Raw genomic sequence first — 13,445 nt, forward strand, 5'->3', positions numbered from 1 at the left:
CCTCGAATGGGAGCAGCACGTCGCCTACGACCAGCGCTACGAACGCCCCAGCGAAGTCGACGCCCTCGTCGGTGACTACACCAAGGCCAAGACCATCCTCGGGTGGGAACCCAAGGTCCTCACCCCCGACCTGGTCAAGATCATGGTCGACGCCGACATCAAGCAGTTGGACGACCAGCTCTCCGGCCGAGCGGTCCGCGTCGACTCATGATGACTCCACCCCTCTCAGTCCGATCGACCGCGCTTTGCACGTACATACAGGGGTCGGGCACTAAGGTCATCCAATGCGGGACAAAATGATGCGACTCCAAGACGAGCCACAGCAGACCAGTTCGACCCATGGCCGTCGCATCTCGTGGACGACGGGCTCCTTCGTCATTTCTTTCGGGCTTCGGTTTGTCAGCAATGTTATCTTGTCCCGCCTCCTGTCCCCGGAGTTGTTCGGCATAGTTATCATCGTTAACACAATACGTTTTGGCGTCGAACTGTTGAGCGATGTCGGTATCGAGCAGAACATTGTCAGACGAAAGGGGCAGTTAGACCGCGATTTTCTGAACTCCGCGTGGACAGTTCAAGTTGTGCGCGGCTTCATCCTTTCCGCAATATTCGCGTCTCTGGCAAGCCCCCTGAGCACCCTGTTCGCAGTTCCGCCGGCGACGCTATACCTGATGTCGCTCGCGCCGTTGCTTACATCCCTCCACTCAAGTGCAATATTCGTCCTCTCCAGAACCCTCCAAGTTCGAGAACGCAACTGGTTCGAGCTTCGGTGCGAGATTCTCGCCTTTGCTGTCGTGATCACCACCGCTAGTCTCTGGCATAGCGTTTATGCGGTAATACTTTCCACGCTCATATCCATAGCCCTGAGGTCGGCCCTGAGCTACAGGTTGCCCCACGCACAGCAACGCCTACGCCTCAGGCGCGCGCACGCCAAAGAGATCATTAGCTTCGGCAAGTGGATCACAGCATCATCACTTTTCGTTTATGCCGCGGCCAATATCGACCGCCTCACGCTCGGGGCCGTGGCTCCTCTCGCCGCCCTCGGGATTTACGGAATTGCTCGAATTGTCTCCGACATTCCGAGCGCTTTTGCGAGCCGACTGACGCACCAAATTCTCTTCCCCGCTATCGCAGCTGAAAGTTCCGCGGCGCGCGAAACAGCATCGGCTATGAAGCTCCGACATCGTCTCCTTCTGCTGATTAGCGTCGCGTCCGGAATTCTCGCGTCGACAGCAGATTTCGCAGTTTCTCTAGTGTACGATCAGCGATACAGTCAAGCTGGACCGCTTCTTAGCATCATTCTTCTTGCTACGTGGTTCTCCATAAATTCCACACTTAGCGAAGCTGCGTTCCTTGGGCGCGACAGACCAATCTACCTCACGACGGGAAACCTTGCGCGGCTTGTTTTAATCTGCCTCATGCTCTATCCGTTGTATACCGCGTGGGGCCTAGCTGGTGCTGGAGTGGCTATAATTGCGGCCGAAGCTGGCAGGTACCTCGTGACTGCATACGGCCTCTGGCGACTAAAGTTGCACACACTTAGACAAGATTTTCTTACGGCTTCTGCATTTACCGCCACAATTCTTATTGGCTGTACTTTACGATACCTTCTTGGACTAGGATATCCCTGGACAGGACTCTGAAATGACCACGGGGCAACAGCGTCGGCTACTCATCATTCAATATGCAGGCGACTACCGAGACGCCTATCGGCAGTGGACCGAGTACGGCACTGAATCCTATTATGGCCACGCGTATGTCTTGCAGACACTCTCCGAGATAGCTTCACGCGATCAGTACAGCGTCGAAATAATCTGCTGCATCTCCAACGGCCGCTATGTCGAAAAGTTGCCCAATGGCATAACAGTCGTTGGTGCCGACACTGACCCAAACCGCGACCCTGATCAAATAGTTCGCCTGGCTAGAGAGTTCGCTCCGACTCATGTGATCCTGCATGCCCCGGTCGAACCCTTACTGTCCCAACTGGTGTCCGAACAATTCCGCCTTGCATGCATATGGGCCGACTCTTTCGGGACCAACCGCTTACGGAGGCTAGTCAAGTTCGGTCGCCTGGCCCGCGTAGCTGCTTCCCCAAGCATTGAGTTCATCGCTAACCACAATGTGGCAGCATGCCTCTCTACGCGAACACTCGGCGTCGCTGCCACGAGAATCGTTCCCTGGGATTGGCCTCACGCCGAGAACGTCGGACCGCACCGCACAAGGCGAAAGGGAACACCCTTCGTGTGCCTTTTTGTTGGAAGCTTGGACGTCACCAAAGGCGTCGCAGATGCCGTTGCCGCCACCAAGATCTTAGCCAAAACAAGCGCAAACGTGACCCTCAGGGTGGTTGGCGGACCAGTCCCGGACTACTTGCGTCACTTCGCGGAACAACAGCTAGCATCGTCAAAAATTGACTTTGTTGGCAAACTCTCTAACGCGGCGGTTAAGCGCGAGATGGGCCAGGCCGATGCCGTCGTTATCCCGAGTCACCACAGATACCCCGAGGGCTTACCACTGACCGTCTACGAAGCACTGCAATCGCGAACTCCAATTATAGCGTCTGACCACCCGATGCTGATACATTATCTTCGCCATGACCGAAACGCGCTGATCTTTCCAGCGGGGAGCTCGCGCGAGCTCGCCACTCAACTACGCCGACTTATTGATGACGAGCAACTGTGGGGCAAGCTCAGCAACTCGTCTGAACAAACGTGGCGAGACATTCAGATATCACTGAAGTGGGGTCAGCTGGTACGACACTGGCTTGACAGCGATGTCAACCAGCCTGCTTGGATCGAGCGCCTATCTCTATCGGCTATGTACCCCGAGCAGCGCCATTCTAATTAACAGCACTGTCATCGGCCATCAGCCATGGACTTTCTGAGCGAGGCTCGGTGAGATGCGCAACCAAGATATGCTTAGAACAAGACTCAATACACAAAATCCGAAGCTTGACATGAACGCCTGCTCGACCAAGCCGTAGAGAGCCAAGGTTACAATAGTTAACATTGCAAAACGATGTCCTGGGTGATTCATCGCGTCTTGCCGACTGAGTTGCCTCCACATGGCACCAAGGAAAACTGACAGAAGTAGCACGAGGCCAATGAGGCCCACCTGAAGCAAAACGTCCAGGTAGGCTTGATGGGCGTGATAGAAGCGAAATCCTCCCACCGCCCATAACTGCTCGGTGACAGGAACACCTGCATGCCATAGAGCGCCCCATCCAAATCCAACATAGGGCTGTTCCCCTATCACGGAATCGACCGACGCCCAGATGACGGTCCGACCTGTCAATGTGCTGTCGCGCCCCAGCAACGGCGCGACCACATCGAGGTGCGACATGACAAAAGCCACCGCAGACAGGAGCACCGACATACCGACGAACATGGCAACCTTCCGCTGATTGAGTGGACGGCGGCTTCCACGCGGCAGCAAGTAAAAAATTACGAAGACAATAATGATAAACGCGTGCCCCGTCCCGCTCTCGGTTGCAACGATCGCCACGCACACTGCAATAACGCGACAAACGCGAGCTAAAGGCGATTGCTTATGACACAAATAGGCAGACAGCATGACCACGAAGACGAACGCAGCCGTATTACGATCGATGAAGACACCCTTCAAGGCTCCCGCATGACTAGCCTCAGCGGTTCGGCCAACATTCGGCAGGACAAAGAACGTCACCGCAGAGAGCGCCAGCAATACGTCTCCTGCCGCAACTACTGCGTTGAGCAAGAATCTAGCCCCGGCAAGTCGCCCAGCAGCAAATCCGGCGACCAAAAGTGCCCCAGATAGAGCGACAGCTTCCAACGTAGCAGATCGATCAGCTGACCAAAACGCAGAAAGCAGAAGCCAAGACAACAACAAAACTACAACAGCTGGAAGCTTGAAGGCCCTCCACTCGAAGACGCAGACTAAAGTTACTGCGCAAGCGAGCAAAAAGACAATTGAAGAGGCTCCATCGAGGGGGAGAGCGGACGCCGTTAGTAATGCCACCAGTCCGATTTTCAAGGGAGTCCGGCGGGGCATTACCGAACGTGGACCCATCTTTGTCTTACCAAGGCGTGAAGGAGTTAATGCTGCATTGGGCTTCATCCTAATTCCTCCTTCATGCAACTCTCGCTGTTGCCACTAGACACCGGCCCGCCTGGACGCTACCCAACGTTGCCCAAATCGCGGCAGGACGGCCTTCGCAACATACTCCACAAGAACTCGCCCACGGAAGTTTCCCGCCCCCGCGAGTAGGACGAGTCCCAGCCGAATTCCCCAGTTGGGCCCCGGCAGACCTCGACACACTTCAGTGGCCACAAATGACGCGAACACATCGTCCCCCATGGTCGACCTCATGCGAAGCGCCCATGACAAAGAATTCTCCCAGGATGCCTCACTTCGACTTAGCGAGACCCGCGAACTGGCATCGTTGACGACGACCAATGGTCTCAAGGTGCACCGGCCAGTAATACCTGCAGACTCAAGGTTGAGCATCCACTCCCAGTCCTCGTGAATGCGACTTGCTTCTGGGAGAGGATATTCGAGCGCAAGATCGCGCTTAATCATCACACTCGGAAAAGGTACGTAGCCCTCGCCAGGTCGCCTACGGTCAAATAGGTAGTGACCAATCTTCTCACCTGGGCGCAAATCACGCCTAGGCCATTGATACTCACGCCCGTCACTTTTGATCGTCGCCGCGGTGAAGAAGAAGTGTCGCTCGGCATTCTCCACTCTCGCGATCTGGGCGAGTTGAACCTCCAACTTGTCCGGGGTCCATTCATCGTCATCGTCAAGGAAGGCAATAAACTCCCCTGATGCCGCTCGGACCCCTCGATTTCTTGCGGCGCTGGCACCCCCAGAGGCGAGCTGCTGCAATATCGTCAATGACGGAAGTTGCAGCGCGCCTAGAGCACGAAGTGACGCGGGGTCGGGTCCGTCAACTACTACAATGGTCTCGACTGGTGAAACCGACTGGGCGATTACAGATTCTATGGCGCGAACTACCAACTCAGGTCGGCCACGAGTTGGGATCACGACCGATATAGAGGCATGTTCGTCGCCGTTCCGGAATGATGCGATTCGTTCACCGGACATGTTATCCTCGATCATCTTCTTTGCAGATACTGGACAGACGCTATCACGGCTTTGAGTAGTGTCGGGAACAGTTTGATGGGTGGGATGGGTGTCCCAGCTCCGAACAGAAGAGAAGTGGAAGCGTCATGCGAGTTTTGCACGTGATACAAGCGATGAACTCAGGCGGCACTGAAACCGTTCTGGCAAATTTGGCGAATGAGCAGGTCAGCTCGGGGCACTCGGTTGGCGTGCTTAGTATGAGCGGGGCCATGCTGGATAGGCTTGACCCGAAGATTGTTAAGGTCACAGTAAGCACTAGACGTGCCCTTATCGCAACCCTAATGATTGGGGTTCGATCCCGAAGGTGGGATGTGGTGCATGTTCACCAGCGAAGCCTGTCTACATTTGTCGCCCTGGTAGGCTATGGGGCGAAGGTGCAACACGTTGAACACGTTCACAACGTCTTTCCGGGGATGGACCACAAATGGACATCGTTTCGCGCTCGGAAACTGATTGCATGTGGATCAAGTGTGGCTGAGATGCTAGCCAAAGATTACGGCCGCGATGAATCGAGAATATTTCTTGTAAAGAACGGTGTCGCTGACACTGGGCAGCGCGCCGTCCAATGGGAAGGTGGCACTTTTGAGGTAGTCAATGCTGCGCGTGTTGTAGAGCAGAAAAATCCTCTACTGTTTGTAGAAGTTCTCGCCCAGCTTGTCTCGCGACAGCTTGACGTCAGGGGGACATGGTATGGGGACGGCGATCTACTGCCGATCGTTCGTCAGCAGATTGCTCGACGTGGCTTGGAGTCGCAGGTCTCGTTCCCCGGCCCGATATCTAACGTCCACAGTGAACTGGCAAAGTCCCACCTATTGTTGCTGACATCGCGACACGAGGGCCTGCCTCTAACTGCGATTGAGGCCGCCTCGGTTGGGCTGCCCATTGTTGCAACAGATGTAGGTAGCATTCGAGACATCGTTTTCCACAACCATAATGGATACTTAGTCGATGATCTGGGCAACGCAGCCAGCCTTGCGGGATTTGTCGAATCTCTCGTGGTTGCAGAAGAGCGGCATCGGACCTTTGGCGCGAACTCGCGGAGGCGATTCTTGGAAGAGTTTACCTTAGGCCGCATGAGCAACGACGTACTGGATGTATACGAGGTTTGACGCGCGCCAGGCTCAGAGGCGGGTCGATGGGCGTCAACAAAGTTCACTCGCCAGCCATCCCGATCGCTAGTTGCTCCGATACTGTTCCTGCGATTTCGCTGCGGCTTCACGGATTTTCATCTGAATCTGAGCATGATAAAACATCAACGAGAATGCGAATTCAAAACCAGGGCGGCCGTCGCGGAAGCCCTGCTTTATAAAGTAGTTGTATATGAATATGACCACAGGTTTAAGTGGCATTCTGTCAAAAATTCTGCCCTGCGACGACTTCGCGGCACGCGTTGCGGCACGCACCTCGGGACGTATCTGAATGAATGCCTCCCAGTCTGAGTAGCGATTATGGCGAGCGAACCAATCATGAATTGGATCAGGGTCATCGTGTATCAACCTGCTTTGAAGCCGGCCGATAGCGCCTCTCACGAGGGGCTGATAGTGACCCTCGACCTCCGTGCTTCCTGGCGCATCAAGATCATCGATCTCAGGGAACTTACACGCGCCACGCCTCAGCATTGTTCGCTTGTAAACAGTTTGCCCGTGGCGCAGCACCTCTCCTCGCCAATGGTACTGAACAGGTATTTCGAACGCCGACACGGGGCTGCCTGCAAGGACTTCTTTGATTTCGCTAGCTAGCGCAGGACTCAGGCGCTCGTCAGCGTCCATCAAAAGAACCCAGTCAGTGTCAAGGTACAGGTTGTCCAAAGACCACTGCTTCTTCTTCGGGTACGCACCGTTCCATCGAAATTGCACAACCTGGGCCCCGGCTGCAACGGCAATCCGCCCAGTTTGATCCTTGCTTCCGGAATCGAGCACCGTCACGTTCGAAGTTAGCAGCTTCGCGCTTTCAATACACGTGCGGATTGCTTCCTCTTCGTTCAATGCTAGAATTATAATTCCGATGCTTTGCATAGTTGCATACTCCCTCGCGGCCGCAAGATCTAGAACGGGTACCTGAGACTAGCGCGGCAGCATGCAAGCCCGGTGACCGCCGGCGTTCCCTGTCCCATCGAGCGAGGCTCATCCACCTCTCTAGCCCACCGTAGTTTGGTCGAGTCCGGGACCCATGGGGCCTTGATGGCATTCGGCGGCATTCCGCGCAGTCGGGCGAACGAGGATGACGAGTCTTAGTCTTTTCCGTGGGTCTAACGGCTGGAGTAGAGGCCCGCGCTCTGGCCGCACTACGGCACGGGCACGGCTGAGCGGCGTCGCCGTGCATGCAGCGCCCCGCAGCCCTGCAGCGGCGGCTAGTACTGAACGGCGCCCTTGCCGCAGACGGATTTGTAATGGCGGACCTGTCAGGTTCCCAGGACATCGCTTCCGACTAGATGATGCGACTCCCGCGCCGCCTCTTGAACTTCGCGTTCCCGCGCCCGGGCGCACCGCAACTACTGAACTAGCGATGTTACGGCGTCACGCCAGGCAGCAGATTCGGCCCATGAACAAGCAGATCCACGGTTGTCACCACAAGGGGATACGTGCCACCGGTCGGTGCAACCGGCAGGCCGGCCGTGGCCAAGTTGTCGGTGTTGTCGGCCCTTCAGCTCAGGCCACAGCCGGGGAGACGGAGACCGTCGAGGACGGCTCAAACCGACGGATGCTGACTTCCGGCAGTATCAACATTCGAACCACGGACCGCACCGCAGCCTGGAGCTGATCACCTAGAGCCCGCGCTGGGATCACCCCATCGATCAGATCGGGGAGGTCATCGGAGCCCGGAGGAACTTTGCGGAAGCGTCGAGCTGCAGCCATCGCCGCGACCACCGCGGGTGCGTGAGAATTGCCATCTGGGGCCAGCGGCGGCACTACCGAAGCCTTCTGCAGCAGTCCGGCCGCCTCCTTGAGCGAGAATGTACTGCGCAAGCCCCGCGGATTGAGAGCCAGGGCCGCGTTTCGCTGCACCTCGCCCATCGTCAGAGTGAGGTCCGCAGCGGCTAACACCTCGGGGCTCATCCATCGGGCTCGGTGGGCACTGCCGTCGATGCCGCGCTCGCCCAGCACCTGCTGTGCCGAGGCCGGTATGGGCGCACCGACATGCGCGCGCACACCGGCGCTGAATACCTGAACCAGCTTGCGATCCGGATCCCACTCCGACAGGAGCTGTCGCGTCATCAGCTCGGCCATGGCCGAGCCCCACACGTTGGTGGTGCAGACGAAGACGATGCGCATGGCCATGACGTTAGGGACCGTTCAGTCACGGAGGAGGTCGACACGCTTACTCATTGTCGACATTATGGGCAGCGTGGGCTAGGCAGCAGTCGACAGCTCGGAGCGACGCACCGGCGCGCCGCGCATGCCGACGACGGCGGCGACCACTCCCCCGGCGTTGCCGGCGAGCAGGCCGGCCACGGCGGTGACCACGAGGTCGGCGCCGGTCGAGCCGAGCACCAGGCCGACGCTCAGCGCCACGGCCAGGCCGGTCAGCAGACCGATGACCAGCAGCCACCAGCCGCGCTGCAGGATCTGTCGCGCTTCTGCGCCCATCGTTGGCACCCCTCACCACACCGCGCCGGCGTGGAGTCGTCCGGCGGGCACGACGGTAGCGTGATCAGACGGCTACACGCCGTCATCGGTGCAGGTGTCGCCCACCCGAGGTCTCGCGTGTCCCACGGGCACCACCGAGTTGTCAGCGGCTGCGTGCGGTGTCCACCAGCGGTGCGATCAGGCCGGTCAGGTAGGTGTGCCCGGCGTCCAGCAGTGAGATGCCGTCGGCGGTGGACACCAGACCGGTCGGGTCGGCGAACCAACCCTGGGTCAGCGGGTCCACGTACGTGGCTCCGGCGGCCTCCGCCGCGGCCTGCACAGCTGCCGACACAGCGGTCAGCTCCGCGGGTGCGGCCGAACTGCTCCAGCACGGGCCGATCACCACCAGCTTGGTGGTGGGGTCGGCCGCCAGGATCTCCTGGAACGTCTGGGCGGCGGCCGCCTGCACCTCGGCCGGGGTGGCAGCTTCGTCGTTGCGGCTGCCGAACACCACCGTGACCGCGGCGTCGGCCGGCGGCTGCGCCTGCACGAGCTGCGGGTACGTCTGGCCGGTCGACCCCGGGCGGACATAGCCGGCGAGGGTCGCCGCGGTCAGCTGCAGCTGCATGCCGAGCTGCTGAGCCACCTGCGCCGGCCACCCGGCCGCGCCGATACCGCCCTCGGAGTTGCCGGAGGAGTACCCGTCGCCGTAGACCGCCAGGCCCCCGGCGTCGGTGCTTGTCGGTGCCGCCGAACTCGTGGTGGCCGGCCCGCTCGTCGTCGTGGGCGCGGAGGTCGTCGTCCGGGCGCTGGTCGTGGGGGTGGCGGTCGCCGCCGCGACCGGCGTCGTCGGGTCCGGGGCGGCGTTCTGCCGCTGCACCAGCAGCAGGACCAACCCCACGTTGGCCAGCAGCAGGACGACGATCGCGATCAGACCCCACCGCGGAGGGCGCTCGAGGGCCATCACTCCCCCAACCTAGAGAACCCGGTCCACCCCATCGACCGTCGTCGGCGGTTCGTCACGGGTAGCGATCATGGGGCCACTGCATCGCCCTCTACGGGCACTCGGTCGCCATAGGCCCGAGTGTGGCGGCGGGGCGCGTTGACCGGGGTCGGCGTCGTCCCCACAATCGCCGGGTCGCTGGGCACGTCGGCCGGGCGGTCCGACCACGCGGGGAGCCACCGATGACCTACGACGCCCAGACCCCGCTGCCGGGCTACGGCTACTCCACGCCGGTCCAGCCCGCGCCGGACCACCGCATGCCGGGCATCGGCGCCGCGGCCGCCGTCCTCGGGTTCGTCGAGGCCGGCCTGGGACTCACGCTCGTCGCCTACGTGCTGTTCACCTTCGCCACCCTGGGTGCCGGTGCGGACGACGGCGGCGCGGTCGCCGTCCTCGTCGGGGTGATCGTGATCAGCGGACTGACGCTGCTCGGCAGCCTGTTCCTGGCGCGCCGCTCGGGGCGGCGGCTGCTCATCGGCGCCACGATCGCCGAGATCGTCATCGTGCTCGGGCTCGGCGTGTGGGCGGTGGCCGACTACTCGTCGGTGATGGCCTCCCCGGTCTACTACGACTACCAGGGGTCCCCCTCCAACTCCGGCCCCGACACAGCCGTGGTCGTGGCGCTGCTCGCCGTCCTGATGGTCGGGTTCGCCATGCCCGTCGTCCGGCTGGCCCTCGTCGCGCAGCCCACCGTCGGCACGTGGCTGCAGAACCGGCCGCCGGCCGCCCCGGTCTGGTCAGCGGAGAACCAGCAGTGGGTCGCGCCGCGGTCCGGGGCCGGGGTCGTGGTCGCGCTCATGGCACCGGTCGCCCTGCTCCTGGTCGCGACCGTCGTGGTGCTGGCCAACGCCGAGGACCAGTTCGACTACTACGGCGCCACCGACACCCCCGCCGGGGTCTACGGGACGGACTCGGAGTGGTCCTCCCTGTACGACGGCGGCGACCCCGTGCAGCCGCCCTCCAGCTCCGACCCGTTCTACGAGTCGCAGTACGACGCCGACGCCCAGGACTGCTACGACGGCGACCTCGGCGCCTGCGACGACCTCTACTCCGAGACCGAGGTCGGCAGCCTGTACGAGTGGCTGGGCAGCACCTGCGGCGGCCGCCAGGAATCCGAGACCTACGGCACCTGCGAGTAGCCGACCGGAGGTGTCTCGAGGTTCTTGGCGCCGCACCCGCGGCACAGCTCGTAGCGGTGCTCGTCCGGGTCGAACCCGGGCTTCAGCCTGGCCAAGCCCCGTCGCGCGAGCCGGGTGCGCACCGCGACGACGTCGGCACTGCCGCAGAGCAGGCATGGCCCGTCGACCGCACCGAGGGTCTCGCGGATCCGCACGCGGTCAGGCTGGTCGGCCCGGGTGACCTGCAGGTGACGGCGAGCTGTCAAAGAGCTGCGAGCTCGCAGGCCACGGCGTTTCGGGTGCCCTTGGCCTCGTAGAGCAGTCGGTCGGCCGTGCGGGCCAGTGCCTGGACGTCGGTCGCCTCCCCCGCGGCCAGCCCGACGGACAGCGTCACCGGAGCCGACAGGCCCTCCCAGACCAGCCCCTCCACCCGGGCACGCACCGCCTCGGCGACCTCGCGGGCCTCCGCCGCCGGTACGTCGCGCAGCAGCACGCCGAATTCGTCGCCGCCCAACCGGGCGACCAGGTCCCCGGCGCGCACCGCACCCCACAGGACGGCGGCCACCTGCTGGAGCGCGTGGTCGCCCGCCGGGTGACCACCGGTGTCGTTGATGGTCTTGAAGTGGTCCACGTCGACCAGGAGCACGGCCAACGAACCGCCGCCGGGGGCTGCGCCCAGCGCCTCGTCCCACCGGCGACGGTTGGCCAGCCCGGTCAGCGGGTCCTCGCTGCTCAGCCGCTCGAGGTCGCGCACCAGCTGCCGGGTGTGCTCCTGCTCGGCCTCCAGCGCCGTCACCCACCGCATCTCGGCCAGCACCGCCCGGTAGCGCAGCGCGTGACCCACCACGGCGGCCAGCGTCGCCGTCCCCAGGTACAGCGGCCAGGACACGATCTCCTGCAGGCTCGGGTCACGGCCGGCGTCGAGCACCCCCAGCGGGAAGCCGCAGGCCACCGCGGCGCCCAGCACCGCGGTCCACCCCGCACCGCCGACCAGGACGGCGCCGGCCGCATACAGCATCAGCGTCCCGCCCAGCACATACAGCTCCGGGTGGCCGACCTGCGGCACCATCCAGCCGATCATGACCTCCACCGGCACCACCGCGGCGACGGTCAGGGTGGTCGTGCGACGGCGGCCCGGCGTCCGCCGCCAGACCACCCAGGCCACGGCCAGCAGAGGTACGGCGCACAGCAACCGCGGCCCGAGGAAGGCGCGCCCCACGTCGGGGCCCTCCACCACGTGGTCCACCACGGTCCACGCCGGCACGACCAGTGCGCTGGCCACCGTCAGCCACAGCGCCGCGATCCGGCTGCGGCGGGCCAGGCGCTCGCGGGCAGCACTGGTGGCCCCGGGGGCCCCGGGACGGCGGGTGGTCGTCGGCGACACACCGGGCGCATCGGCCGTCCCGGGTCGTAAGTGCAGCTTCCGCAGCGTGGCCCGACCCCGAGGGGTGATCCGGGTCAGGCAGGCCCCCGGTCGGTCACCGGTGGGTCGGCGAGCCCCATGCGTCGTACATCAGCCACGAAGCGCTCGGCCAGCCGTTCATGACCGGCGTCGTTCGGGTGGACGCCGTCCTCGGACAGGAATCCGTCGACCTCCTCCGGCGCGACCCACTGCTCCGCGATCGGGTCCAGCACGACCCCGCCGTACCGGGCGGCCAGCTCGTCCCACTGCGCCAGGATGGTCTGGCCCCACACGTCGTCGGGACCACTGACCTGCCCGAGGAACGCTGGCCGGATGAGCACCAGGGCGGCGTCGGGCCACCGCTCCCGAACCCTGGCCAGGTAGGCGTCGGCCACAGCCCCGACCTCGGTGGGGTCCACCTGCATGTCGTTCCTGCCGGCATCGATCACGACGACGTCGGCGAGGTAGGTCGCCGCGGTCGCGTCGAGGCGGTCGGGCAGCGGGGAGAAGTCGGGCTGGTTGCTCCGGCCGTCGTTGACGAAGCCGGTGCCGCCCTCGGCATCCCGGTTGCAGACCCAGTCCAGGGTCTGCGCCGCGACGCAGCTCCAGGCGCGGTTGCTGGCACTGGCTCCCACACCGGCGGTGAAGCTGTCCCCCACGAACAGGGCCACCGGGCGGCGGTCGCCCGCACCGTCGTCCGTCGCAGCGCTCGCGCGGAACTCGCCGGGTGGAGCCACCGGCACGCGGAAGAGCGCAACCGCCGCCAGGCCGATCGACACCAGGCAGACGACGACTACTACCAGGACAGGCAGCACCCTGCGGTTCCGTATCACCGGTCGATAGTGACCCGGGTAGTACCGATGAGCCAACCCACAGGCGGACGGACGGCCTCGGACCGCACGAACGGGTGACGGTCCGCGCAGGACCGCCCTCAGCGGGCGAAGGGTCCCCAGAGGGCGGCCCACTGCAGGAGCAGGACGGTCTTCGCGTCGTCGATGCGGCCCTCCCGGACCTGGGCCAGCGCCTCGGTGAACGGGAGCTCGAGCACCTCGATGTCCTCCCCCTCCTCCACCAGCCCACCACCGGCACCCGACCGGTCGGCCGCCGAGTAGGCCGCGGCGAACAGGTGCAGCCGCTCGGTCACCGACCCCGGGCTCATCCACGGCGCCATCACCAGCTCCACGTGCCGTCGGCCCGCCGGTGGTCGAACGTGGTCTTCCGCAGCACGTGCCAGC

Annotated in this window: 15 protein-coding genes; 5 read left to right on the forward strand and 10 right to left on the reverse strand. The window is 62.8% G+C overall.

Features of this window, described 5'->3' with window-relative positions; genetic code table 11:
* The 3 genes from BLS67_RS14430 to BLS67_RS24975 form a co-directional block, all read left to right on the forward strand.
* A partial coding sequence (locus BLS67_RS14430; protein ID WP_207500605.1) for a GDP-mannose 4,6-dehydratase occupies positions 1 to 211 on the forward strand: 211 nt, incomplete at its 5' end.
* 88 nt (positions 212 to 299) lie between these two features.
* Positions 300 to 1,640 (forward strand): oligosaccharide flippase family protein, encoded by a 1,341-nt coding sequence (locus BLS67_RS14435; protein WP_242654122.1) that lies wholly within the window; start codon positions 300 to 302, stop codon positions 1,638 to 1,640.
* 1 nt (position 1,641) lies between these two features.
* Positions 1,642 to 2,844: a glycosyltransferase family 4 protein gene (locus BLS67_RS24975; RefSeq protein WP_091246471.1), complete on the forward strand. Its 1,203-nt coding sequence runs from the start codon at positions 1,642 to 1,644 to the stop codon at positions 2,842 to 2,844.
* 18 nt (positions 2,845 to 2,862) lie between these two features.
* Here BLS67_RS24975 and BLS67_RS14445 read toward each other — a convergent pair whose 3' ends face one another.
* Both BLS67_RS14445 and BLS67_RS24980 read right to left on the reverse strand, forming a co-directional pair.
* Complete coding sequence (locus tag BLS67_RS14445; RefSeq protein ID WP_091246475.1) at positions 2,863 to 4,092, reverse strand: O-antigen ligase family protein; 1,230 nt, start codon at positions 4,090 to 4,092, stop codon at positions 2,863 to 2,865.
* A gap of 36 nt (positions 4,093 to 4,128) precedes the next feature.
* Entirely contained in the window at positions 4,129 to 5,097 is a 969-nt protein-coding gene (locus tag BLS67_RS24980) for a glycosyltransferase family 2 protein (RefSeq protein WP_091246477.1), read from the reverse strand.
* Positions 5,098 to 5,234: 137 nt separating this feature from the next.
* Here BLS67_RS24980 and BLS67_RS14455 point away from each other — a divergent pair, with 137 nt between their 5' ends.
* Positions 5,235 to 6,230, forward strand: coding sequence for a glycosyltransferase (locus BLS67_RS14455; RefSeq protein ID WP_165617598.1), 996 nt, complete (start codon positions 5,235 to 5,237; stop codon positions 6,228 to 6,230).
* Between the two features lie 66 nt (positions 6,231 to 6,296).
* Here the strand turns inward: BLS67_RS14455 and BLS67_RS14460 are convergent, their stop codons facing one another.
* The 4 genes from BLS67_RS14460 to BLS67_RS14475 all read right to left on the reverse strand — a co-directional run bounded on the left by BLS67_RS14460 (position 6,297) and on the right by BLS67_RS14475 (position 9,651).
* On the reverse strand, positions 6,297 to 7,136 hold the full coding sequence (locus BLS67_RS14460) for a glycosyltransferase family 2 protein (RefSeq protein WP_091246481.1): 840 nt from the start codon (positions 7,134 to 7,136) through the stop codon (positions 6,297 to 6,299).
* A gap of 633 nt (positions 7,137 to 7,769) precedes the next feature.
* Complete coding sequence (locus BLS67_RS14465) at positions 7,770 to 8,393, reverse strand: arsenate reductase/protein-tyrosine-phosphatase family protein (protein WP_165617600.1); 624 nt, start codon at positions 8,391 to 8,393, stop codon at positions 7,770 to 7,772.
* A gap of 78 nt (positions 8,394 to 8,471) precedes the next feature.
* Positions 8,472 to 8,708, reverse strand: a complete 237-nt coding sequence (locus tag BLS67_RS14470) for a hypothetical protein (protein WP_091246485.1) — start codon at positions 8,706 to 8,708, stop codon at positions 8,472 to 8,474.
* Between the two features lie 142 nt (positions 8,709 to 8,850).
* On the reverse strand, positions 8,851 to 9,651 hold the full coding sequence (locus BLS67_RS14475; protein ID WP_131801741.1) for a GDSL-type esterase/lipase family protein: 801 nt from the start codon (positions 9,649 to 9,651) through the stop codon (positions 8,851 to 8,853).
* 221 nt (positions 9,652 to 9,872) lie between these two features.
* Between BLS67_RS14475 and BLS67_RS14480 the strand changes: the two genes are divergently transcribed.
* Complete coding sequence (locus BLS67_RS14480; protein ID WP_091246490.1) at positions 9,873 to 10,829, forward strand: hypothetical protein; 957 nt, start codon at positions 9,873 to 9,875, stop codon at positions 10,827 to 10,829.
* Here the strand turns inward: BLS67_RS14480 and BLS67_RS14485 are convergent.
* The 4 genes from BLS67_RS14485 to BLS67_RS14500 all read right to left on the reverse strand — a co-directional run bounded on the left by BLS67_RS14485 (position 10,811) and on the right by BLS67_RS14500 (position 13,393).
* The gene (locus tag BLS67_RS14485; RefSeq protein ID WP_091246492.1) at positions 10,811 to 11,023 is read right to left on the reverse strand and encodes a hypothetical protein; all 213 of its coding nucleotides are present in this window, start codon (positions 11,021 to 11,023) and stop codon (positions 10,811 to 10,813) included. The two genes, BLS67_RS14480 and BLS67_RS14485, sit on opposite strands and share 19 nt — an antisense overlap.
* A 47-nt stretch (positions 11,024 to 11,070) precedes the next feature.
* Positions 11,071 to 12,192, reverse strand: a complete 1,122-nt coding sequence (locus BLS67_RS14490) for a GGDEF domain-containing protein (protein ID WP_091246493.1) — start codon at positions 12,190 to 12,192, stop codon at positions 11,071 to 11,073.
* Between the two features lie 74 nt (positions 12,193 to 12,266).
* Positions 12,267 to 13,025 carry an SGNH/GDSL hydrolase family protein gene (locus BLS67_RS14495; protein ID WP_165617601.1) on the reverse strand — a complete coding sequence of 253 codons (759 nt, stop codon included), beginning with the start codon at positions 13,023 to 13,025 and terminating at the stop codon, positions 12,267 to 12,269.
* Between the two features lie 116 nt (positions 13,026 to 13,141).
* On the reverse strand, positions 13,142 to 13,393 hold the full coding sequence (locus BLS67_RS14500) for an NUDIX hydrolase (protein ID WP_207500606.1): 252 nt from the start codon (positions 13,391 to 13,393) through the stop codon (positions 13,142 to 13,144).
* Positions 13,394 to 13,445 lie beyond the last annotated feature (52 nt).

This window comes from Klenkia soli (assembly GCF_900103975.1).
Taxonomy (GTDB): Bacteria; Actinomycetota; Actinomycetes; order Mycobacteriales; family Geodermatophilaceae; genus Klenkia; species Klenkia soli.

Coding starts and splice junctions, on each gene's coding strand:
- BLS67_RS14435 (WP_242654122.1), top strand. CDS start 300: ATGCGACTCCAAGACGAGCCACAGCAGACCAGTTCGACCCATGGCCGT.
- BLS67_RS24975 (WP_091246471.1), top strand. CDS start 1,642: ATGACCACGGGGCAACAGCGTCGGCTACTCATCATTCAATATGCAGGC.
- BLS67_RS14445 (WP_091246475.1), bottom strand. CDS start 4,092: ATGAAGCCCAATGCAGCATTAACTCCTTCACGCCTTGGTAAGACAAAG.
- BLS67_RS24980 (WP_091246477.1), bottom strand. CDS start 5,097: ATGATCGAGGATAACATGTCCGGTGAACGAATCGCATCATTCCGGAAC.
- BLS67_RS14455 (WP_165617598.1), top strand. CDS start 5,235: ATGAACTCAGGCGGCACTGAAACCGTTCTGGCAAATTTGGCGAATGAG.
- BLS67_RS14460 (WP_091246481.1), bottom strand. CDS start 7,136: ATGCAAAGCATCGGAATTATAATTCTAGCATTGAACGAAGAGGAAGCA.
- BLS67_RS14465 (WP_165617600.1), bottom strand. CDS start 8,393: ATGCGCATCGTCTTCGTCTGCACCACCAACGTGTGGGGCTCGGCCATG.
- BLS67_RS14470 (WP_091246485.1), bottom strand. CDS start 8,708: ATGGGCGCAGAAGCGCGACAGATCCTGCAGCGCGGCTGGTGGCTGCTG.
- BLS67_RS14475 (WP_131801741.1), bottom strand. CDS start 9,651: ATGGCCCTCGAGCGCCCTCCGCGGTGGGGTCTGATCGCGATCGTCGTC.
- BLS67_RS14480 (WP_091246490.1), top strand. CDS start 9,873: ATGACCTACGACGCCCAGACCCCGCTGCCGGGCTACGGCTACTCCACG.